The following is a 21016-nucleotide window of genomic DNA, read 5'->3' on the forward strand; positions in this document are numbered from 1 at the left end:
TCAGCAGGTAGATACGGCGCATGAACGCAAGCGAGACAAGTATGGCAAGGCCGGGTATCAGCCAGATTCTGATGCCCTATTGGCAGACGCCAGAAAAATATTTGGCGCTGCTCATACTGGCGATGATTATTAGCATTAATCTGGGTACGGCTTATATCAATGTGGAGGCGAACCGGATAGCCGGGAAATTCACTGATGCATTGATAGGACTAGATTGGGCGAAAATAAAACCGTTATTTATTTTCAGCTTTTTGCTCGGTTTGGGGGCCATGATGCTGAAGTGGACAAATGTACTTGCTCAAGGGTATCTGGCATTACGTTGGCGAACTTGGATGACGCTCCACTACATTCGGCGGTGGACAGGAACATCGGCTTATTACCAAATAGAAAGGGACGGTGCGCTACCGAATATCGATCAGCGTATCGCCGATGACGTTAACGAGCTGGTGTCGGCTTCGCTGAATTTTTTTCTCAGCATTATCTCGGTCATCATCAGCACCGTCACGTACACGGCGCTGCTGTGGTCGGTGTCTGGAGTGCTGCGTTTTTCGTTTATGGGCAGTGACTGGGCGATCCCCGGCTACATGGTCTATGCCCTGTATATCGAGTACGTACTTCAGGTCGCGCTGTCACACTGGCTTGGTAAGTCACTGATTAAGCTGAATATGAACCAGCAGAATGCGGAAGGAGACTTCCGCTTTCTGGGGGTGCAATTGCGCGAAAACGCAGAGCAGGTGGCTTTCTACCACGGGGGGGCGCGCGAAGGAGAGCGGCTTGCCCAGCGCTTTTCACGCGTGCGTGACAATGCGCTGGCCGTGCTGCTGCGTGGTTTCAAAGTGTCGTTTGGCCAGAGTTTGTTTAGCCATTTCCTTTCCCCCCTACCGACCCTACTGGCTTTACCACAACTATTACGTGGTGAGATCACCTTTGGCGATCTCACCCGGATTCAGATGGCCTACGGCTCCCTCGGTGCGACGCTAAGTTACTTTATGCAGGCGTATCAGTCCTTCACGCGCTGGCTGGCGCTGACGAAGCGTTTGCAGGATATGGAAGAAGCGCTGAATAAAAGCGAGCTGTCGCCATCGCCCATTCGAATTACGGAGCACGATGGCTCTGATTTTTCCTGCCATAACCTGCAGTTGCTCACGCCGGATGGTCGGGCACTAGCAGCATTAGACAACTGGCAAGTATTGCCGGGAGAACGCTGGATGATCGACGGGGCGTCTGGGGTGGGTAAGAGCACATTGTTGCGCGCCTGTGCCGGGTTATGGCAGCACGGTAGCGGGGCGATTGCGCGGCCTCGCCGCTGTCGTACGTTGTTTTTACCGCAAAAAAGCTACCTTCCGACAGGCACGCTGAAAGCCGCGTTGTGTTACCCCAGTCATGCGCGTGATTTTAGCGATGAGGCATGTCGGCAGGCGCTGATAGACAGCGCATTACCGAATATGGCCGAACAACTGAATGATGAAGATCGCTGGCAACAGCGGTTATCAGGCGGTGAGCAGCAGCGGGTGGCAATAGCACGTACTTTGCTGCATCGTCCCGATTTTATTTTCCTAGATGAAGCCACTAGTGCGCTCGACTCCGAGACAGAGCAGCGGATTTATCAGGCGCTGATTGACGGTTTGCCTAATAGTGCCATTATCAGCGTGGCACATCGGGAAACGCTGGCCGCTTTCCATACTCACCATTTACATCTGACACCGCGAACCGGAAGTAATAACTATTATGACAGGGAAAACCAGACTGGCGATAACGCGCCACACTATCAGCGTATTGATAGTGATTTTAACGAGCGTGGCCTTGCCTGGCGTGGCGAATGAGTCGCCCGATCTGAACCGCGAGGATTACCATCGGATTAAAGCATTGGGGCAGCATTATCGGACATTGATTGACCATTATCCAGGGCAGATGGTGTGGCAGCCGGATGGTCGATCTTTTGTCTACCGCCGCTCGGTTGCCGCAACGGCGGAGCAGCCTGGCGGCTATGAGTTTGTGCGGGTGGATGCTGCCAACCAGACGCAACAGCCTGCTTTCGATCATGAGCGGTTGGCGCAGGCGCTCACCCCATTGCTCACCAAGCCAGTGACGGCGACGACTCTGCCGTTTGAACAGGTTGATTATAACGAACAGGCAAAACTGTTATTTATCCCTCACGGGGCACGGCTGCTTGGTTGTGATATTCATCGCTACCAATGTCGGGTTGTGTCCGATCTCTCCCAATCAGCAGAACAAAAGCAAGAGGTTCCCGCGTACCAGAGCCGGATATCGCCCGATGGTAAATGGGAGGCGATCGTTGATAATCACAATCTGGTGCTGATTGGTAAGCAGGATGGTGAACGGACCACCATCACGCAGGATGGAACAGCGGAGAATGAGTACGAGATCGAGAGATTGAGCTGGTCTCCGGACAGTACGAAACTGGTGATGTTTCGCATACAGCGGGCTGAGAAACGTTATGTTCACTATATTGAATCCTCCCCCACAGACCAGTTACAGCCGAAACACCGTCAGATTGTCTACCCTAAACCGGGCGATGTATTGGATATCCCTCAACCCGTCGTGGTTGAGGTAGCTTCACGCCGAATGACGGCTATTGAACCTATACTGTTTCCGAATCCTTATTCGCTCTCATATCCCGTGTGGCGCAAAGACGGGCGTACTTTTACATTTGAATATAATCAGCGTGGCCATCAGGTATATCGGGTTATTGAAGTAGATAGTGAAACGGGCCAGGCACGCACGCTGATTAACGAAACAGCGGACACGTTTATCGATTATATGCCGCTGACAGGGGTATTGACCGGTAGCGGTAAATATTACCGGCACGATCTGGCGAACGGTACAGAGATCGTCTGGGCTTCAGAGCGCAGTGGGTGGCAGCATCTGTACCTGTATGATGCGGTAACCGGAACAGTGAAAAATGCCATTACCCAGGGTGATTGGGTGGTACGCGCCGTTAACTGGGTTGATGAAAAAAATCGGGTTATTTACTTCAGTGCATCAGGTATCAATCAAGGTGAAGATCCCTATTACACACACGGCTATAAAATCGGTTTTGACGGCAGCGGGCTGACGACATTAACACCGGAATCCGCCAACCACACGCTGAATTTTTCACCCAACGGCGATTATTATATCGATACCTACTCGCGCTACGATCTGCCGCCGATCACCACGCTCTATCGTACGACCGATAATCGGGCCGTTATGCGCGTTAACACCACTGATATCAGTCGCTTGCGTTCTGCTGGCTGGCGTCCGCCTGTTCCGTTTATGGCACCGGGTAGAGACGGAAAAACCGAAATCTGGGGAATGATCTATCCGCCGCGTCATCTTAACGCGGATGAAAAATATCCGGTCATTGAAGGTATTTATGCCGGACCACATGGCTCTTTTGTGCCGAAAGATTTTTCCTTTTGGCCCGAACCCCTGACCGAGTTAGGTTTTGCTGTGGCAAAGATTGACGGTATGGGCACCAATAATCGCTCGCGTGCGTTTCACGATGTCGCCTGGCGTAACCTAAAGGATGCGGGTTTCCCCGATAGGATTCTGTGGCATCAGGCAGTAGCACGACAGTATCCCTGGTATGACATTGCACGTGGCGTCGGTATTACCGGTGTTTCCGCGGGGGGCCAGAGCGCGATGGCAGCACTGCTCTTTCATCCTGAATTTTATACTGTCGCAGTGGCGGATTCAGGCAGTCACGATAACCGCATGGATAAAATCTGGTGGAATGAGCAGTGGATGGGGTGGCCAATAGGCAAGGAGTATACGGCGTCTTCCAATGCAGAAAATGCCTGGCGTTTACAGGGTAAATTGTTGCTTATGGTCGGGGAGTTGGATGAAAACGTCGATCCATCCACAACGATGCAGGTTGTCGATCGGTTGATTAAAGCCAATAAAGATTTTGACCTGTTCTACATGCCCGGTGGCGGTCATGGTGTAAGCAGCAGTGCATACGGTCAGCGACTGATGTGGGACTTTTTTATTCGTCATCTCGCAGGGCGAAAAACACCCGACTGGAATAGCCCGGTGGAGCAATCACCCTGACGCTAAAAGGATTAGCCGATGTCATCATCGGCGTCATGGCTATCAGAAGGAAACGTCAACCCCGCCGCGCAGCACTTCTTCGTTACCGCGATCGGCAAAGTGTTTGTCAGCACGCAGGAAGAAACGGGCATCGGCGGCTTTACCCACGTCCAGCCTCACGCCCGCCCACTGCGAGTCTTTATCCAGTCGAATGCCCGGAATATTGAGACGCTCTCCTTCACGGCCAAGCCCGCGCCAGCGAGCGGAAACGTCGAGCGACGGGTTGCTAAACGCGTGTTGATATTCTCCGCTAAGGCCGACGCTGCTCCACCATCCCTGATTCCATTGCAGCAGCGCTCTCAGGTTCACTCCCGTCAGGCCAACGGTGCGAGAATAGTCGTCGCCTTCTCCCGTCAGGCCGAGTGCGCTGCCGGTGTCTGTAAAGCCGCCAGTAGACAGGTGGCTGTATTTGAGCCCGGCATAGGGCTGCACGCTAAAGATATCGTTGAGCGCCAGATCGTAGCCCGTTTTGAGCAGACCCTGCCAGCTATCGCTTGAGGTGCGGCTGGAAACGGCCTCGACATTGCCCAACAGGATAGCGCGCTTCAGCTTATCGTGGCCGCGCTGATAGCTCAGATTTCCCTGAACGTACCATTCTGGCGTGAGGTTATAACGGGCATAGCTCATCACCCCGTGCAGCTCATTCTCACTGCTGCCGCCACTACCGTCGTAGTCGGCTTTGATCTGACTGTTGGTATAGGCAATCCCGGCGCGTAACCCTGGCGCGCCGAAATCGGTATCTGCGCCGATGGCGGTCAGCGTGATGTCGTAATGGTTGCCCAGATAGCCGGACTGTTTCAGGTCACCGCGCAACTTGCCCGTCTCAATCCACAGGCCGTAGCTTTTCTCTCTTCCCAATAAATCCAGACGGTTGTTCAGCAACTGATTTTGATAATCCAGGCTGTTAAACAGGATGGCGTTGCTGGACGCATGCGCCTGACCGGACAATGAATCCAGCGCAATGGCGGCGGCGCTCGCGCTACCTAACCGTTGAAACGCTGTGGCCTGCGCCAGCAAACCGGATTGTTGTGCGGACGTTGACGATTGGGAAGACCAACGGTCAGCGACCTGTAATGCTGACTCGATATTGGCCGCCGTTTGCAACTGTGCAGCACTGCTTAAGCCGCTGGCGGTTACCGCATCAACGGTATTCAGACGGCTGAAAGCGCCGATCACATCGTTACTGCCGTAGGTTAGGTTGCCGGTCAGGAACAGGCCGAGGTCGAGATTACTGAACGTGCCGCTAATGCCCTGATGACTGTGCAAGAGCGTTTCTTGTGCCTGAACGACATAGGTATTATTAGGCAAACCAACACGCAGCCCACCATCCAGCGCTGCGCGGCCTTCAACGGTGAATGGGGTGGCTAACGTTACGCTCAGCAGGCCGGAACTGCCCTGCGTGTAATTGCCTGCGACGGTCAGCCCGCCTACCGTGGTGGTAGCAACGGTCCCGGTGTTACTTACATTGCCGCCAATACGTCCTTTGCCTGCCAGCGTGCCGGAGCCGGACACGCTGGCGTTACCCGCGATTGAGCCGTCAATGAACAGGCTGTTGGCGGTAATCAGCGTGTCGCCTCTATAGGTGTTACTGCCGGTTAAATGCAGAACGCCGCCCGCATTGTTGGCGCCGTTGACAATCAGGCCGTAATCACCGCTGATATCGTTAGCAAACGTGTAGTCGCCCGCCGTTAAGCGAGCGGTGAAGTTATCGGCATAAAACATCGCCGGGCCTTTCATCGCCTTATCGACGTTGAGATCGCCCCAGCCAAAAGTGTCGTTATAAGGACGGCCGTTGGCGGTGTCAGCGACGGAAATATAGGCGGGATGAAAGATACTCCCGGTAATATTGCCATCGCTGTCTTTGATGATTTCATAGTAAGCATTTTCTGCGTCGTAGCGCGTATATCCATCGGTGTGGTAGGTCGCGGTAGTGAGCAACGTTTGTTGGAGGTTGTAGCCGGTCATCCATGGGTAAATCGCGTTGACGCGTGACGCCCCTCCGGTAACACGCGGCGTTGCAAACGACGTACCGTGACTTCGCTCTATTGTGTCGCTGTTGGCCAGAGGGTAATCGACATAACCTGGCGCGCTCATGCAGTAAGCGGCGGCGTTGCCACATTTATCAAAAAGGTAAAGTTCAGCAGGACGTTCTGTTCCGTCTTGCCCAACCCATTCTGGAATATAACCCGTCACGGCCAAAATACCCTTTTGCAACGCGCTTTCACCAAAAATGAGTGGAATTTGGGTATTCGGTGACGGTACTGAACCCGCATCATTTCCTGTAGCGACAATACTCAGCGCTTCAGCATTGACGATGCTTTTTAATTCGTCACGAATTAAGCGGTAGTCAGGATTATCTTTGGCACGGTTAAATGCTTCGGTCGTCGTCAATCGTGCATCGGCAGCGTAGGACATATTAATAATTTTCACACCTGAACCGAGCAGCCAATTTACGGCTTGGGTGGTGTTTTGGTGACTAATACGGTTATTTAACGATGTTTGCGCAATATAAAGTTCGCTATCCTGCGCAATGCCGCCCACAGATTTTTCCGTTGCAAGGCCTGCTAGCGCCAGAGCTACCAGTGTGCCGTGCCCATTCACTCCCTGATTATCGTTAACTTGAGTGTTATCGCCGACAAACGTTGAAAAGTGCAGATGGCTGTAATTAAATTCTGGGCGGCCTGCTTCCAAACCAGAGTCGATAATTCCGACTTTAACGGCAGAAGATATCGGCGTTTCCGGCGTGGTGGGTGTGGTTGGCGTGGCGGGAGAGGGCGACGTCGGCGCGATGCTGGCGGTTCCACCACCGCCTCCGCTACTGCCGCAGCCAGCCAATACCAGTAACACAAGACTCATATGGGCAGCGATGACTGACCGCCTGGATACGCTCTTTTTTAACAAGATGGCTTTATTTGATGAAAATAGCTGTGCTGATGTCATTATATTTTCCCTGTATTTTTAGAGCACGGAACCGCCTCCCAGGAAAAACAGGGATTTGGCAAGCCAATTGCTGCTAATGAGAGGCGTTATTCTGGTGAATAAACCTTATTTGCACGAAAAACGGTTTCGGCTAGAGATTAGCCTTATTCCCCTTCACCGATCTTTGTGCAATAAACACAGGAAAGTGACAGTGAGACTCTGTTATTTTTGCTGGATCAGGGCGCTATCATGTTGGAATAACGCCCTAAGGTGAATGTTGCAATTGTGATCTGTCGCCCGATGCCGCAAGGTATATTCGTTGCGATAGATGCACGTTTTGTTCTGGCGATAACCACCAGGGATAAGCGTTCCATCCGTATGGTTCGCGCATAATAAGAATGTGTTTATTGGCTTTTACCTTCATCCCATATCCACACTATGCTATACGGACAGATCGGTAATCTAATACCGTTTTAATCGAAGGGACGTGGTGCTACACGCGCTCGACGATCATCGCGATACCTTGCCCGCCGCCGATACATAGCGTTGCTAGCCCCAGCGTTTTGTTATAACTGTGCAGCGCGTGGACCAGTGTGACGAGGATACGCGCACCGCTCGCGCCAATAGGATGGCCCAGTGCGATCGCGCCGCCGTTAACATTCACTTTTTCCGGGTCGAGCTGAAGATCGCGCTGTACGGCCAGAAACTGTGCGGCAAAGGCTTCATTCGCTTCAATAAGGTCAATATCGCTAATCGTTAACCCGGCCTTGATCAGGGCTTTCTGCGTCGCCGGAATTGGCCCTAACCCCATCACCTCGCTCGGCACGCCGGCAGAGGCCCAGCTACGGATACGTGCCAATGGCGTAATTCCCTGTTTTGTCGCTTCAGATTCACGCATTAACACCAGCGTCGCGGCAGCGTCATTAATGCCAGATGCGTTGCCAGCCGTCACGGTGCCGTTGGCGGAGAACGCTGGACGTAATGCGGCAAGCGAGGCGAGCGTGGTATCGGCTCGCGGGTATTCATCCCGATCGAAGATTCGCGTCTCTTTTTTATTACGCAACGTCAACGGGGTGATTTCAGCGTTGAAACGACCGGCCTCGATCGCCGCGACGGCTTTCTGCTGAGAGGCCAGCGCCACCCGATCCTGATCTTCACGTGTGAGCTGGTAACGTTCGGCGATATTTTCCGCCGTGGTGCCCATGTGATAATCGTTAAACGCACACCACAAACCATCGTTGATCATGATGTCGATGAGTTTGCCGTTCCCCATGCGGTAACCGTGCCGTGCTTTTTCCAACAAGTAAGGCGCGGCACTCATGTTCTCCATTCCGCCCGTCACGCAAACCTGATTATCGCCGGACAGAATAGACTGTGCCCCCAGCACCACGGCTTTCAGACCCGAACCGCACACTTTACTAACGGTGAGCGATGGCGTTTCTACGGAAAGTCCAGCAGCGTGACTGGCCTGATGCGCGGGGTTTTGCCCCAGCCCAGCTTGCAGTACGTTGCCGAGGATGACCTCATCGATCGCTAATGTGTCCGGTAACGTCGACAGGCAGTCACGAATAGTCGCGGATGCCATTTCAATCGCGGAAGTGTTCGCCAGGCTACCTGCGAATTTGCCAATCGCGGTGCGTTTGGCTGAAACAATAACAACGGAGTCGTTCATGATCGCCTCGATTAATGGATGCTGAAGGGTTTTACATCGGCGGACACGATGAAGTTCGCCTCGGTTTTTTGGCGCAGTGCGTCTAAGGTGATGTCAGGGCTGATTTCAGTCAGCACCATGTGCTGGTTGATAAACTGGAAGACGGCTAATTCGGTAACGACCATGCTGACTTTATTGACGGCAGTTAGCGGGTAGGTGCACCGGTGCAATAGTTTCGCGTCGCCATTTTTGGCACAGTGCTCAAGGGCAATAATCACCTTCTTCGCGCCGACGACCAGATCCATGGCGCCGCCCATGCCGGGTACCATTTTTCCGGGCACCATCCAGTTGGCGAGGCTACCGTGTTCATCAACTTGCAAACCGCCCAGCACGCAGACATCGACGTGACCACCGCGAATCAGCGCAAAGGAAAACGCGCTGTCAAACATCGCCGCGCCCGGCACCATGCCGCATGGCTGACCTCCGGCGTTGACCAGGTTGCTATCCGGCTCGGTCACCGGGCCCAATCCCAAAAAACCATTCTCAGATTGGAAGGTGACTTCAACGCCGTGTGGTACGTAATTCGCGACTTTGGTGGGTAGACCAATTCCCAGATTCACCACGTCGCCGTTTTTCAACTCCAGCGCGACGCGGCGAGCGATTAATTCTTTCGCATCCATTATTGCTCTCCCAAATAAAGGTGATCGACCAGTGCTGCCGGTGTGACAATACATTCCGGAGACAATTGACCAACCGGAACAATTTGTTCGCATTGCGCAACGACTTTCTTTGCCGCGAGCGCAATGAGTGGGTTGAAATTACGGGCGGTGAGGTGATAAATCAGATTTCCGCTGGTGTCGGCAATACCGGCCTGTAATAACGCGAGATCCGCCTTAATAGGCAACTCTAATAAATAGGTAATATCATTAATGGTTATTTTCTGTTTATTTTCTTCAACGATCGTACCCACGCCAGTCGGCGTTAAAAAACCACCAAGACCCGCGCCGCCGCTGCGAATACGCTCTGCTAACGTTCCTTGCGGCACCAGTTCGACGTCCATTTCGCCAGAAAGCATGCGGCGTCCGGTTTCCGGGTTGGTGCCAATATGTGAAGCGATGACTTTTTTAACCTGGCCATTAGCAATGAGTGGCCCAACGCCAGTATCGACAAACCCGGTATCATTGCCAATGAGTGTTAAATGAGAAACGCCAGCTTTTATGATCTCATCTACCAATAATTTCGGTGTTCCGATGCCCATAAACCCACCGAACATAATTGTCATTCCGTCGAATAAATAATTGCGGAATTGGTGGGCATCAATGACTTTATTATTCATTGCATTTTTACTCTGAAGGTAATTACTCTAAAAATAGCTGCACGAATACCTTCAGGATTGTGTATCCCGATTATCGTGGCGGCGAATAAGAGTGGCTGTTAAGAATAGGGTAGGGTTAATTAACCCCATCCCCTATTTCCAATTACTGGATTAAATATCCATATCTAATATGGCTGAACTTAATCCTTTGCCGTGCATGTCAAGCGCCAGCGAGCGCGTAACGCCACCGCCGAGAGCGCCATACATGACGAAGTTTAGTGCGCCGATACTGGGTATTTCAAAGCGGACAACATCACCGGTTACGATATCGGCGAACCAGGCCTTCACTTTTTCTGCCGTCACTTTTTCTTTCAACTCGGCATAGTCTTCCGGCCGGTAAGCGATTAACGAAATATTGGACGTGTTGCCTTTATCGCCAGTACGGGAGTGTGCTATTTCACGTAGTTTCATTATTTAATCTCCAGGTAATCAACGGCGGGGGTGACGAAGGAACGAGCCAGCAGAGTAGAATCCATCGCCAGTATTTCTTTTACGGATTTATTAACGCCGCCGCCGCCTGCGGGGCCGTTGGTGTAGAGCGTCTCCACTTCATTGCCCACTTTCACCGCCTGTGCTCTGGAGGTGCAACGTGCCGCGACGCGCGCGCGTACCTCATAGGGCGCGCTGCTTTTAGAACGTTGTGCGCCATGCAGGGCATCAACGCCGATCAGGTCATAGCGCACTTCCTGAAAGTTAATCTGACACAGCGCAAAACGCCCTTTAACAATATCCAGCGCCAGGCGGCCACGCGCTACGGCGCCAGGGCCAGCGTAAGAGATTTCGCCTTCGCCGATGAATCCATCCTGATAACCAACAGAGACTTTTAGCGTATCGGTCTTAGCGCGTCCGGTGGCACCCTGAACACGTACGCGATTCTCACCGTCCTGCGTAAAAGTGACATGACTGAAATCGGCAATGACGTCTGGGGTGATATAGCTATCGGGACGGTGAATTTCATATAGCAGTTGCTCCTTGCAGGTGTCCACACAAACGCAACCGCCTGAACCCTCAACTTTGGTAATTACTGCATGACCATCTTCGCTAATTTCCGCGATCGGGAAGCCTAACCGCTCAAGATTCGGGATATCTTTAATGCCGGGGTCGGCATAGTAACCGCCAGTGATTTGGCCTGCGCATTCCAGGAGGTGACCAATACAGGTGCCTTTCCCCAGACGATCCCAGTCATCAGCCGCCCAATTGAATTCATACATCATGGCGGACAGAAACAGTGACGGATCGGAAACGCGGCCCGCAATAATGACATCCGCGCCCTGACGCAGCGCTTCTACTAATGCATCAGCGCCCAGATAGGCATTAGCGGAAATAATGTCTTTACCACAGCGTGAAACCGGCTGGCCGATCTCATCCAATTTGGAATCCTGTGCGATCAGCACTGAGTGCACATCGTCACCGGTCACGATGGCAATCTTCAGTTTATGTGCGCCGAGTGATTTAGCGATTTCCAGCACACGTTGGCCCGCGGCGACAGGGTTCGCCGATCCCATATTGGTGATGATCTTGATGCCTTTTTCCAGACAGATTGGCAGCACGGCGTGCATGCGGTCAGCCAGCAGCTCGTTGTAGCCTTTTTCTGGATTCTGCTGTTTCTGCTTTTGGCCAATGGCAATAGTGCGCTCTGCCAGGCATTCGAATACCAGATAGTGAATGTCGCCTTTTTGCGCGAGTTCTACAGCGGGTTCGATACGATCGCCAGCATAGCCGGCGCCGGAACCAATACGAAGTGTCTTCATAATGTTACCTTTATCAATGAATGTGTCTGTTAGCGTTCTCGATGAGAAACGATGTGTTTCCTATAAGGGAAAGACGCCGAAGAGAACGCAGACGAACGTCATGATGACGCTTGCGGCCCAGAGCACAGGGATAGAGAATTTTTGGTGGTCGGCGAGGTCAACGCCTGCCAGGCTGACCAGTAGGAAAGTGGCTGGGGTTAACGGGCTGACCGGGAAACCCGTGGTCATCTGGCCGAGGACGGACGCCTGAGCTACCTGAATCGGTGGAATACCTAACATGTCCACGGTGTGGGCAATCACGGGCATGATGCCGAAATAGTATGAATCCGGGTCGAATACCAAACTCAGTGGCATAGCGATCAGGCCGACGATAAACGGGATGTGGGAGGCAAAGGATTCAGGTACGAAGTTAACGGCCGCGAGCGACATGGCTTTCAACATACCAGAACCGCCCATGATGCCCGTGAACGCGCCTGCGGCAAACAGGATACTGGCCATCATTAATGCGGCTTTAGCATGGGCATTAATACGCTCTTTCTGCATTTCAACGTTGGGATAGTTGAACATCAGCGCCAGCGTTAGCGCGATCATGAAGGCGACCGTCGGCGAAATTCGGGTAAATACCATCGTGCCGATAACGGCTAGTACCAAGGCAATATTGACCCAGAACATCTTCGGACGACGCAGCGCTTTCTCCGCATCACTTAACTCTTTAACATGCACTTCAGGCGCGATGGTCGGCGAGCTGCCTGCCAGCGGATTTCCCGCTGCCAATCCCAGACGTTTTTCTTCTTTCTTGCCCCAGTAATAGCCCATGAGCACCATAAAGGTCAGGCCGCAGAGTTGCGCAGGAATGAGCGGAATAAAGAGGTCGTGCGTTGTCGTATTTAACGCCGCAGCGGCGCGGATCATCGGCCCGGTCCACGGCAGGAAATTAACGCCCGCGCTGAGTGCGGTAATGCCGACCAGAATACGTTTGTCCATACCGAGTTTGTTAAAAAGCGGTAGCATTGCTGGAATGGTGATGAGGAAGGTGACGGCACCATTACCATCCAGATGCGCAATCAGCGCCAATACGCCCGTACCGATAATGATCTTTACCGGACTGGTGCCGACCATGCGTAAGATACCTTTAATGATAGGATCAAACATGCCGGCATCGGTTACTACGCCGAAGAACGCAATGGCAAAAACAAACATTGCCGCCATCGGCGCCAGCTTAGTAATACCATCCACCACATATTTCGCCGTATCGGTGCCACTTCCTGCTGCGAGAGCGCCGAGAACGGGAATGACAATAAGTGCGACCAGAGGTGACATTCGTTTTGTCATGATAAAAAAGAGCAAGGTGGCTATGGTTAGCACCCCGATGAGAGCTAGCATAAAAACTCCTCATTAGTATAATTGTATGGTTTCTTTTACAAAAAATTAAACAACCTAATAACAATCCATGTAATAATTAACAAATAAGAAAAGAATGCTTTTCCCAGAGTTGTTTTGTTTTTTTGTCTGAATCATTTTTATCACCTGGGATTGTCTTTATACTAATCCATAATCGAAATGGTTTTATTGGTAAATCTAATTAGTTTATTTTATTTGTCGATAGAATTAATTATTTTGTTTTTCTTATTAATTTTAATTGGTTGATTTATATGGTTTGTTGTGGCCTTTTTGTCTAATTGGTTTTTATGGCTCGTGATATTAATCAGTAATGCGATTTCTTATGGATGATAATTTTGGTTTAGGAGGTTTTAATAAATGAGGTAGGGATCATAAAAATGAAATTTATCGTTAATCCATATTGTTTTTGTTATTTTAATGCTGGAGACTGGGTTTTATTTATACGAAAACATTATGAACTTATCGATAAAACAATTACGCGCTTTTATCGCGTTGACAGAAACGGATAATTTCACGAGAGCCGCGCAGAAAATAAATCTTTCACAGCCAGCATTTAGTTCATTAATTGCGGGGCTGGAGGAGGAAGTCGGCTATCGGTTATTCGACCGTGATACACGTAAAGTGCAGCTCAATGCCGATGGCCTTCATTTCATTGATATTGCCCGTCGTTTGGTACAAACCCATGATGATGCTGTTGATGAAATTAAATCTTACGCTACCGGATATAAAGGGAAGATTGTGCTGGCAATACTGCCATCAATGGCGGTGGAGTGGTTGCCTCAGGTGCTAGCGCAATACCACCGCGTGTACCCTAAGATTAAGGTTGAGCTACTGGATACGCAGTGGGATCGTTGTCTGAAAGCGGTATTGGATGGAAGCGCCGATCTGGCGCTGACGGCGGGCCAGCCGTCGGCAGGAACGTTTAGCTCCCGTATGCTGTTTGCCGACAGATTTTATCTTATCTGTCATCATTCCCATCCGTTGGCGCAGCGCGAAAGTGTTGATGTCGCTGATGTGGTGGCGTACCCGTTTGTCGGATTCTGTAAAGGCACCAGTATCCGGCAATATACCGATCGGCTTATCGAGCCAGAAGGGGGGACTTATATACTGGAGGTGCGTCAACTGACAACTATGATGGGGCTGGTGGCGGCTAATTATGGCGTGAGTATTGTTACGGGGCTGACGCTGTTCCAGTTCCAGCACAAAGATATTGCGATTGTCCCGTTTCGGGATTTATCGCTACAGCGCGGCATTTATCTGGTAACGGACAAAGCGCGCCAGCTTTCAGTGTGTGCGAAAGAATTTTATGATTTTCTGCTGGAACGAGCCGAAAATTTTATTCCCGCCGCGTGATAACTCGGACCGCTCACTGTGCGGGAGACGGTGTGACAATGCCCCGAATCAGGGCTTTTTCTTTGGCCAATTGTCGTCTTCATCATCCCATTTATCGTTGTTGTCACGATGTGGGGGCAGTTTCGGTTTGTTAAGCAGAAAACGCGTATGGTCAACGTTACGCAACTCTTTTATGCCATTAATCAGCATTCCTACCAGGATAATCAGGATTATCCACCAGTAATCAGCCAACCATTCCATGCTCATGCCTCATCAACGTTATGAATGTAACGAGTAAACAGCTGTGGCAAGTGTTGGCAAAGCCAAGCGTAGCCAGCGATATCTTCATCTTGCCAGGCGGTAAGCAAGAGGTCGGGCGTTAGCTGTTCTGCCGCATATTTTGCTAAGGGATAATAGCTAATATGCCAGGGTTCGACTGCGACACCGCCAAGATCGTGCGCATAGGGCCGATAAAAACCGTATTCATGCATGTGCGCACTCATCCATGCGTTCAACGCAGAAAAATAGCCGCCATCTTCATATTCCCATGGCGCCAGTTGGAGCGAACCGCCAGCGGGTAATAAATCGGGATCGTAGATATCCAAATCACTGCCCCAATGGTGACGGCTGGCACCGGGCATGGCTGACCAGCGTAGAATCACTTCACAGCGCTCGCCTTCGCCCAAAGAGGACACATCCAGAGGCTGGCTGTTTGCATCCATCACGGGACGCTCGCCGCGAAACTTGCTGTTCCAGATCTGACGTTGGCGGGCGAAATCGCGAAACGAACTTGCAGGCTGCAAGTTGAATCCTGCCGTCTTCGCCGCCTGTTGCAGTGCCCGAAACGCCGTTGCCGCCTCGGGTTGAAGCCGATGGTGACGGTCAAGCGCGATCAGATGTTGGTCGCTTTTCCCGGTTAACATTGCTGGCGTCATCATGCGATGAGTTGCTCCATAATGCGCTGATACATCCGGCTCAGCAGTTGCAGATCTGCCGCGCTGACGCATTCATCCACTTTATGGATCGTGGCATTGACAGGGCCCAGTTCAACGACCTGCGCGCCCATGCGGGCAATAAAACGACCATCGGAGGTGCCGCCATTCGTCAGTAGTTCCGGGGTAATTTCGTTGTAGTGCTTGACGGCATTTACCACGGCATCGACCAGTTCGCCCCGTGCGGTCAGGAACGGCTGACCAGAGAGTTTCCAATTAATAGTGTAATTAAGCTGGTGTCGGTCGAGTAGTTCCGCCACGCGCTGTTGGATTAACGTATCCGTTAATTCGGTGCTGAAGCGAAAATTGAACTGCACAAAGAGTTCGCCGGGAATGACATTATTACTGCCGGTGCCGGCCTGAATATTGGCGATTTGCATGGTCGTGGGTGGGAAGAAATCGTTACCCCGATCCCACTCGGTGGAAACGAGTTCGTTTAGCGCCGGTGCCGCGCGGTGAACCGGATTATCCGCGAGATGAGGATAGGCAACGTGGCCCTGTACGCCATGAATGTGCAAATCCGCTGTAATAGAGCCGCGACGACCGTTCTTTACTACATCGCCCACGATATGCGTACTGGACGGTTCACCTACCAGACAGTAGTCCAACCGCTCGTGGCGCTCCATCAGCGCCTCGACCACTTTTACCGTTCCATTAATAGCGCTGGCTTCTTCGTCCGAGGTAATCAGAAATGCGAGACGCCCTTGATGATCCGGGTGGGCGGCGACAAAGCGCTCGGCGGCAATCACCATCGCGGCCAGTGAACCTTTCATGTCCGCCGCGCCGCGTCCATACAACATGCCGTCGCGGATGATCGGTTCAAACGGCGGGTACTGCCACTGACTTTCATCCCCGCTGGGAACCACGTCAGTATGTCCGGCAAAGGCCAGCGTTTTTCCTGTGCCGCGCCATGCCCAGAAATTCTGGGTATCACCAAAATTCATGGTTTCGACGGTAAAGCCTATCGCCGTCAGGCGTTCAATCATGAGCGCCTGGCAGCCCTCGTCATTCGGGCTGAGTGAAGGGCGTTTAATCAACTGTTGAGCGAGATCTATGACTGGGCAAGACACGTTATGTATTCTCCGCAATAAATTTCTGGTAGCTGTCAACACTAAATCCCAGCAGCGCATTGCCATCGTCGGCAATCAGTAACGGTCGTTTAATGACCGCTGGCTGCTCCAGCATGAGCTTTTTAGCGGCCTTTGCGCTGTCTTGTGTATCGCCGTTGATATGTTCACGCAGTTCTTCACTGAGTTTACGCCAGGTTGTCCCACGTGTATTGAGTAAGGCCCGAAACCCCAGTTGGTTGATAAAGCGCTGTAGCTGCTGTTCATCCAGCCCATCGGCGCGATAATCATGGAAGTGATACGCAACTTGTTGTTCGTCCAGCCAACGGCGCGCTTTCTTTATGGTGTCACAGTTTTTAATGCCATACATGGTCAGCGCCATAGCGGTAAAATCCTTTCTGTTTATTGTGTAGCATGACGATAGCTGTACCGGACAGCATGGCCCCGCGGGTCCGATCGTGCGATGATCCAGCATGCCGAAAAATGACGGGGAGATCTACTGCGAACTGTGTGGCAGAAATTGGTGGAAGTACACTTTTTATACTTTCATAACGCTTTTCCTGATTAAAAAGTGTGCGTATAATGCGCGGTCTTTGATTGACAAGAGGTTCGCATGGTAGAAGTAGAAGTGAGTACTTGGAAAGATTTTATTGAAGCAATGTTACGCAAATAATAAAAGTACTGCTAGTCATTGCATCCCAGGCATAAAATCATACGAATAAGCAGTATTGAGTCTCTCATGCTGCTTTTTTTATGCAAAAAGAGGAAACTTGAGTGAATAAAAGAGGGTATTATTAAGTTTGTGGGTGATTTCTATTTTATTCAATTAATTCATATGGATGATTGGTTAAGTGCAAATTTTGCTGCCGCAATCGCGTGCAGCTTGCTGGTATCAAAAAGAGGAACTATCGCATCCTGATCACCGATCAGTAACGGAATTTCTGTACAACCCAAGATGATGCCTTCTGCGCCTTGCTGTTCAAGCTGCTGGATAATGCCGCGATAGGCCTGCCGTGAGACGTCGTTAATGTTCCCTAGACAGAGTTCGTCGTAAATGATGCGGTTAACGATCTCTTTCCCCTCATGGTCGGGAACCACGACCTCCACACCAAATCGTTCCTGAATGCGCAGGCGGTAAAAATCCTGCTCCATGGTATGGCGGGTGCAGAGCAAACCCTGTGCTTTACTTACCATGACAATTTCCTTGCGATGGTAAAAGTAAAGAAAGCGTTTATAGATGCGTTTTTGTATTGAGCGTACCGATAAACCGGAGCCGTCCGGCCATCTAATGCATCTTTTTAGCGATTTTTATCACTTTTTATCCAACTTCAACTGGACAAAAGGCCAATCTATTGCTGTACTGTACGTGACACAGATTTTGTGTCTTTCATTCATGTAAAGGTAAGTTTGATGTCTAAGATTAAAGGTAGTGTTAAGTGGTTTAATGAGTCCAAGGGCTTCGGTTTCATTACTCCAGAAGACGGTAGCAAAGACGTGTTTGTGCACTTCTCTGCCATCCAGAGCAATGGTTTCAAAACTCTGGCTGAAGGTCAGCGTGTAGAGTTCGAAATCACCGATGGTGCCAAAGGTCCTTCTGCTGCTAACGTTAACGCTATTTAATTATACCGATTTCGTGAAAAACCCGCCATCGGCGGGTTTTTTTTGCGTGGAATACAATCTTTTTTCCATAATACAATTTATTTTTAGCAAAAAGCCGTTCGATAATCCCCGCACATCACTTCTATTATGGATAGATAAATATCCAGGCAACTTATTGATATAATTATTAATTTAATGAAGAGAATTGACGATTTCCAGCGTACCATTAATGATGAATTGTACTCCCATACACACCAGCAGGAATCCCATTAGCCTTGAAATGGTTTCAATGCCGCTTTTGCCTATCAGGCGCATAATCAGTCCAGAGCTTTTCAGGCTGAGCCAAACAATAACGCTAATCAGAATGAATGTGAGCACGGGGGCAACGGTAATCACCCAGGGCGTAATATCGACGCCGCTCTTAATTTGTGATGCAGAGCTAATAATAAGAGCAATGGTTCCTGGCCCGGCGGTGCTGGGCATCGCCAGTGGCACGAAGGCGATATTAACCTCATTGGCGGAAAAACTGCCATCCATCTCTTCTTTTTTGCTTTTAATCTCCGGGGCATGTTCTGGATGTTGTTGCGGAAAAAGCATTCGAAAGCCGATAAATGCGACAATGAGCCCGCCAGCGATACGCAATCCAGGAATAGATATCCCGAACGTATTCATCACGATCTGGCCTGCATAGTAGGCAACAGTCATAATAATAAAGATATACAGCGAAGCCTGAAAGATTTGACGATCTCGCTCTTCTTGGCTCATGTTACTGGACATCGCTAAAAATACCGCCACGGTTGTCAGTGGGTTTGCCAGAGGCAGGATTAGCATCAGGCCGAGACCGACAGTTTGAATCAATTCCAGCATTCTATTTCCTCTTTATGAGAAAGCAGTAGATCGAAAACGCGGTGAGTGATTACTCTTTGTTATCCTTACCGACATTATTTAGGCGAGCTCATCTTCCGCCAGTTTTTTGAAACGGTGGAGCGTCTTCGTCAACATATCGCGTGAAAACAGATCAAACATTTGGCCGATCTTCCTCCCGATCAATCCTCCGGGAGGATTATAGCGAATCGTCAGCGTGACGACGGTACCCATTTGCGGAGTAGGTTGCTGGAAAGAAAGCCTACCCTCGTTGGGGACGCGCGCGCCTTTAAGTGAACGCCAGTGAATATACTCTCCGGATTTTTCGTCGATAATACGAGCTTGCCATTCAATAAGTGCGCCAATTGGCGTGTTTATCCGCCAGTTTGAGTCAGTATCATTCAGTATCTCTATACTGGCGAAGTGCCCCATTAGGATCGGCAATGTTTCCGGCTTACGCCAAAGCTCGTATAGACGCTCAGCAGGGCGATTGATCATAATGTTGCCGCTTATGGTATTGGCGTAGTTGTCGTCTTGCGCCGAAATTTTTTTTAAAAAAGAGGGGAACACGCATTATCCTCCCTAATGGAAATTACCCCGTAATGGGCATATGTACATCATTTTGACTGAACGAGAGCCTTGGCACAACGATAATGGTCACTCCTCGCGCCATTTTTATAGGTGTAATTCCTTTTTTGCTGTTGCGTTAGTCTGATATAAAATGATATTCGTCAATTTATTGCTGAAATTTTAATACCCATTAGGTGTAATCGATATTTATACTCATGTTGTTAGGTCTTTAATAAAGTATTAAATATTGGTTGTTTACTTTTTAAATATGCCATGCTACGGTTTTGATCAGCGTTTTTTGCTGGTGAGAATAACAATGAGTAATCCATTTCTTGCTAAGTGGAGTCGTAATGGCAATTTGCTTTGTCACGGCCATTGGTTAATTTCCTATAAAGAAAGTGTTTTTGCATTATCTGAAAAATATCAAGAAAATCATATGGGAACTCAGGGCATCTACTCCATTATCGATCCTGATGATGAGACTTATCGGGATGGATTAGATGAGGATGATTGGATACTGGAAAATATTGACTGGTTAGCTGATGCTTTTGAAGTTAATAATGTCCCACTTGAGGAGTGTAATTTTAGATTTTTCTTTCAAGCAATTAATAAAGAAGACTGGCGATGCACCAGTTGTGCTGGCTGTATGTAATTTTGTTCAATCTTAAATAATGTTTTGTCACATGCTGTCCTCCCTATCTTAATCCGAACTGTGGAGTTTACTTTCCAAGTACTATCGGAATTCCTTTCATTCTCCTCTTTTTTTGCTATGCGTCTCGCATTCCGCGCGGTGGAACGTCTTTTTCAAGGAAAAGTGTTACCCTGATTAAACAGGCGTTGATTAAGATGAGTCGGCAATGATGGAAGAAAACATTTTGCAGTTAAGTGCCCTGGTGGGGGCAAAACTTCAGGCGCGTAGCGCCACATTGACGTGTGCAGAATCCTGCACTGGGGGCTGGCTGGCTAAATCTATTACCGATGTGGCGGGGAGTTCGGGTTGGTTTAACTATGGGTTTGTAACATACAGTAACCAAGCTAAACAGCGCTTAGTTAATGTGCATGCAGAAACATTGGAACGTTATGGTGCGGTGAGTGAAGCTGTCGTTTGTGAAATGGCGGCCGGCGCTTTAAGTGCTGCCGATGCAGATTTCGCCGTATCAATTAGCGGCGTTGCTGGCCCTGATGGGGGGACTGAAGAGAAACCTGTGGGCACGGTGTGGTTTGGCTTTATCGATAAACAGGGGAACGTATTGGCGCGAACAATGCGGTTTAGTGGAGATAGAAATGCGGTACGTTTGCAATCTGTTCACTTTGCGTTACAAACGCTACTCGATGCATTCCTGAAAAAATAATCTTGATGCTGTATGCGCATACAGTATAATGTCATTAATTATCCGGTAATT

At 50.2% G+C, this 21016-nt stretch carries 20 protein-coding genes and 1 pseudogene; 7 read left to right on the forward strand and 14 right to left on the reverse strand.

The annotated features are described in order from the left end of the window. Positions 1-20: 20 nt before the first annotated feature. Positions 21-1823 carry an ABC transporter ATP-binding protein/permease gene (locus RFN81_RS05100; RefSeq protein WP_264498080.1) on the forward strand — a complete coding sequence of 601 codons (1803 nt, stop codon included), beginning with the start codon at positions 21-23 and terminating at the stop codon, positions 1821-1823. Then, complete coding sequence (locus RFN81_RS05105) at positions 1729-4053, forward strand: S9 family peptidase (RefSeq protein ID WP_264498081.1); 2325 nt, start codon at positions 1729-1731, stop codon at positions 4051-4053. Before RFN81_RS05100 ends, RFN81_RS05105 begins: the two co-directional genes overlap by 95 nt. A 42-nt stretch (positions 4054-4095) precedes the next feature. On the opposite strand, the gene RFN81_RS05110 is transcribed toward RFN81_RS05105, so the two are convergent. From RFN81_RS05110 to RFN81_RS05140, 7 genes are all read right to left on the reverse strand, one after another. Further along, the gene (locus RFN81_RS05110; RefSeq protein WP_264498082.1) at positions 4096-7032 is read right to left on the reverse strand and encodes an autotransporter domain-containing protein; all 2937 of its coding nucleotides are present in this window, start codon (positions 7030-7032) and stop codon (positions 4096-4098) included. Between the two features lie 472 nt (positions 7033-7504). Next, positions 7505-8683, reverse strand: coding sequence for an acetyl-CoA C-acetyltransferase (locus RFN81_RS05115; protein WP_264498083.1), 1179 nt, complete (start codon positions 8681-8683; stop codon positions 7505-7507). An 11-nt stretch (positions 8684-8694) separates the two neighbouring features. Continuing rightward, on the reverse strand, positions 8695-9342 hold the full coding sequence (locus RFN81_RS05120; RefSeq protein ID WP_264498084.1) for a 3-oxoacid CoA-transferase subunit B: 648 nt from the start codon (positions 9340-9342) through the stop codon (positions 8695-8697). Continuing rightward, positions 9342-9998 (reverse strand): acetate CoA-transferase subunit alpha, encoded by a 657-nt coding sequence (atoD, locus tag RFN81_RS05125; protein WP_264498085.1) that lies wholly within the window; start codon positions 9996-9998, stop codon positions 9342-9344. Before atoD ends, RFN81_RS05120 begins: the two co-directional genes overlap by 1 nt. A 150-nt stretch (positions 9999-10148) precedes the next feature. Further along, positions 10149-10448 carry an AtuA-related protein gene (locus RFN81_RS05130; protein ID WP_264498086.1) on the reverse strand — a complete coding sequence of 100 codons (300 nt, stop codon included), beginning with the start codon at positions 10446-10448 and terminating at the stop codon, positions 10149-10151. Then, positions 10448-11788: an acyclic terpene utilization AtuA family protein gene (locus tag RFN81_RS05135; protein ID WP_264498087.1), complete on the reverse strand. Its 1341-nt coding sequence runs from the start codon at positions 11786-11788 to the stop codon at positions 10448-10450. Before RFN81_RS05135 ends, RFN81_RS05130 begins: the two co-directional genes overlap by 1 nt. 60 nt (positions 11789-11848) lie before the next feature. Continuing rightward, a complete protein-coding gene (locus tag RFN81_RS05140) occupies positions 11849-13171 on the reverse strand; it encodes a CitMHS family transporter (RefSeq protein ID WP_264498088.1) in 1323 nt (440 codons plus the stop codon). Between the two features lie 471 nt (positions 13172-13642). Here RFN81_RS05140 and RFN81_RS05145 point away from each other — a divergent pair, with 471 nt between their 5' ends. Beyond that, the gene (locus tag RFN81_RS05145; protein ID WP_264498089.1) at positions 13643-14542 is read left to right on the forward strand and encodes a LysR family transcriptional regulator; all 900 of its coding nucleotides are present in this window, start codon (positions 13643-13645) and stop codon (positions 14540-14542) included. Between the two features lie 48 nt (positions 14543-14590). Here the strand turns inward: RFN81_RS05145 and RFN81_RS05150 are convergent, their stop codons facing one another. From RFN81_RS05150 to RFN81_RS05165, 4 genes are read right to left on the reverse strand one after another with little or no spacing between them, the layout of a single operon-like run. Then, positions 14591-14782, reverse strand: coding sequence for a YpfN family protein (locus tag RFN81_RS05150; protein WP_264498090.1), 192 nt, complete (start codon positions 14780-14782; stop codon positions 14591-14593). A 2-nt stretch (positions 14783-14784) separates the two neighbouring features. After that, a complete protein-coding gene (locus tag RFN81_RS05155; RefSeq protein WP_264498091.1) occupies positions 14785-15459 on the reverse strand; it encodes a M15 family metallopeptidase in 675 nt (224 codons plus the stop codon). Beyond that, on the reverse strand, positions 15456-16583 hold the full coding sequence (gene dapE, locus RFN81_RS05160) for a succinyl-diaminopimelate desuccinylase (protein ID WP_264498092.1): 1128 nt from the start codon (positions 16581-16583) through the stop codon (positions 15456-15458). The genes RFN81_RS05155 and dapE overlap by 4 nt, the downstream gene beginning before the upstream one ends. 1 nt (position 16584) lies before the next feature. Continuing rightward, positions 16585-16962 carry an ArsC family reductase gene (locus tag RFN81_RS05165; protein WP_264498093.1) on the reverse strand — a complete coding sequence of 126 codons (378 nt, stop codon included), beginning with the start codon at positions 16960-16962 and terminating at the stop codon, positions 16585-16587. 231 nt (positions 16963-17193) lie between these two features. Here RFN81_RS05165 and ypfM point away from each other — a divergent pair, with 231 nt between their 5' ends. Further along, the gene (gene ypfM / locus RFN81_RS18705; RefSeq protein WP_137739554.1) at positions 17194-17253 is read left to right on the forward strand and encodes a protein YpfM; all 60 of its coding nucleotides are present in this window, start codon (positions 17194-17196) and stop codon (positions 17251-17253) included. Positions 17254-17411: 158 nt separating this feature from the next. Here the strand turns inward: ypfM and RFN81_RS05170 are convergent. After that, a pseudogene (locus RFN81_RS05170) lies at positions 17412-17756 on the reverse strand (aspartate/glutamate racemase family protein); the annotation flags it as partial. Positions 17757-17990: 234 nt separating this feature from the next. On the opposite strand from RFN81_RS05170, the gene cspE reads away from it, so the two are divergent. Next, positions 17991-18200, forward strand: a complete 210-nt coding sequence (cspE, locus tag RFN81_RS05175; protein WP_005976270.1) for a transcription antiterminator/RNA stability regulator CspE — start codon at positions 17991-17993, stop codon at positions 18198-18200. A gap of 171 nt (positions 18201-18371) precedes the next feature. On the opposite strand, the gene RFN81_RS05180 is transcribed toward cspE, so the two are convergent. Together RFN81_RS05180 and RFN81_RS05185 are read right to left on the reverse strand one after the other, a co-directional pair. Next, positions 18372-19046, reverse strand: coding sequence for a MarC family NAAT transporter (locus RFN81_RS05180; RefSeq protein ID WP_264498094.1), 675 nt, complete (start codon positions 19044-19046; stop codon positions 18372-18374). A 78-nt stretch (positions 19047-19124) separates the two neighbouring features. Continuing rightward, a complete protein-coding gene (locus tag RFN81_RS05185) occupies positions 19125-19613 on the reverse strand; it encodes an SRPBCC family protein (RefSeq protein ID WP_264498095.1) in 489 nt (162 codons plus the stop codon). A 316-nt stretch (positions 19614-19929) separates the two neighbouring features. Here RFN81_RS05185 and RFN81_RS05190 point away from each other — a divergent pair, with 316 nt between their 5' ends. Together RFN81_RS05190 and pncC are read left to right on the forward strand one after the other, a co-directional pair. Further along, positions 19930-20265 carry a hypothetical protein gene (locus RFN81_RS05190; protein WP_264498096.1) on the forward strand — a complete coding sequence of 112 codons (336 nt, stop codon included), beginning with the start codon at positions 19930-19932 and terminating at the stop codon, positions 20263-20265. 205 nt (positions 20266-20470) lie between these two features. After that, on the forward strand, positions 20471-20965 hold the full coding sequence (pncC, locus tag RFN81_RS05195) for a nicotinamide-nucleotide amidase (RefSeq protein WP_264498097.1): 495 nt from the start codon (positions 20471-20473) through the stop codon (positions 20963-20965). Positions 20966-21016 lie beyond the last annotated feature (51 nt).

Origin of the sequence: Pectobacterium cacticida, from assembly GCF_036885195.1 — a bacterium.
Lineage (GTDB): Bacteria > Pseudomonadota > Gammaproteobacteria > Enterobacterales > Enterobacteriaceae > Pectobacterium > Pectobacterium cacticida.

Excerpts from the sequence above, each read along its gene's own strand:
- RFN81_RS05190 (WP_264498096.1), top strand. The coding sequence starts at position 19,930 with ATGAGTAATCCATTTCTTGCTAAGTGGAGTCGTAATGGCAATTTGCTT.
- RFN81_RS05150 (WP_264498090.1), bottom strand. The coding sequence starts at position 14,782 with ATGGAATGGTTGGCTGATTACTGGTGGATAATCCTGATTATCCTGGTA.
- RFN81_RS05165 (WP_264498093.1), bottom strand. The coding sequence starts at position 16,962 with ATGGCGCTGACCATGTATGGCATTAAAAACTGTGACACCATAAAGAAA.
- RFN81_RS05110 (WP_264498082.1), bottom strand. The coding sequence starts at position 7,032 with ATGACATCAGCACAGCTATTTTCATCAAATAAAGCCATCTTGTTAAAA.
- RFN81_RS05155 (WP_264498091.1), bottom strand. The coding sequence starts at position 15,459 with ATGATGACGCCAGCAATGTTAACCGGGAAAAGCGACCAACATCTGATC.
- RFN81_RS05180 (WP_264498094.1), bottom strand. The coding sequence starts at position 19,046 with ATGCTGGAATTGATTCAAACTGTCGGTCTCGGCCTGATGCTAATCCTG.
- RFN81_RS05145 (WP_264498089.1), top strand. The coding sequence starts at position 13,643 with ATGAACTTATCGATAAAACAATTACGCGCTTTTATCGCGTTGACAGAA.
- RFN81_RS05100 (WP_264498080.1), top strand. The coding sequence starts at position 21 with ATGAACGCAAGCGAGACAAGTATGGCAAGGCCGGGTATCAGCCAGATT.
- RFN81_RS05105 (WP_264498081.1), top strand. The coding sequence starts at position 1,729 with ATGACAGGGAAAACCAGACTGGCGATAACGCGCCACACTATCAGCGTA.
- RFN81_RS05120 (WP_264498084.1), bottom strand. The coding sequence starts at position 9,342 with ATGGATGCGAAAGAATTAATCGCTCGCCGCGTCGCGCTGGAGTTGAAA.
- pncC (WP_264498097.1), top strand. The coding sequence starts at position 20,471 with ATGATGGAAGAAAACATTTTGCAGTTAAGTGCCCTGGTGGGGGCAAAA.
- atoD (WP_264498085.1), bottom strand. The coding sequence starts at position 9,998 with ATGAATAATAAAGTCATTGATGCCCACCAATTCCGCAATTATTTATTC.
- RFN81_RS05130 (WP_264498086.1), bottom strand. The coding sequence starts at position 10,448 with ATGAAACTACGTGAAATAGCACACTCCCGTACTGGCGATAAAGGCAAC.
- RFN81_RS05135 (WP_264498087.1), bottom strand. The coding sequence starts at position 11,788 with ATGAAGACACTTCGTATTGGTTCCGGCGCCGGCTATGCTGGCGATCGT.
- RFN81_RS05115 (WP_264498083.1), bottom strand. The coding sequence starts at position 8,683 with ATGAACGACTCCGTTGTTATTGTTTCAGCCAAACGCACCGCGATTGGC.
- cspE (WP_005976270.1), top strand. The coding sequence starts at position 17,991 with ATGTCTAAGATTAAAGGTAGTGTTAAGTGGTTTAATGAGTCCAAGGGC.
- RFN81_RS05140 (WP_264498088.1), bottom strand. The coding sequence starts at position 13,171 with ATGCTAGCTCTCATCGGGGTGCTAACCATAGCCACCTTGCTCTTTTTT.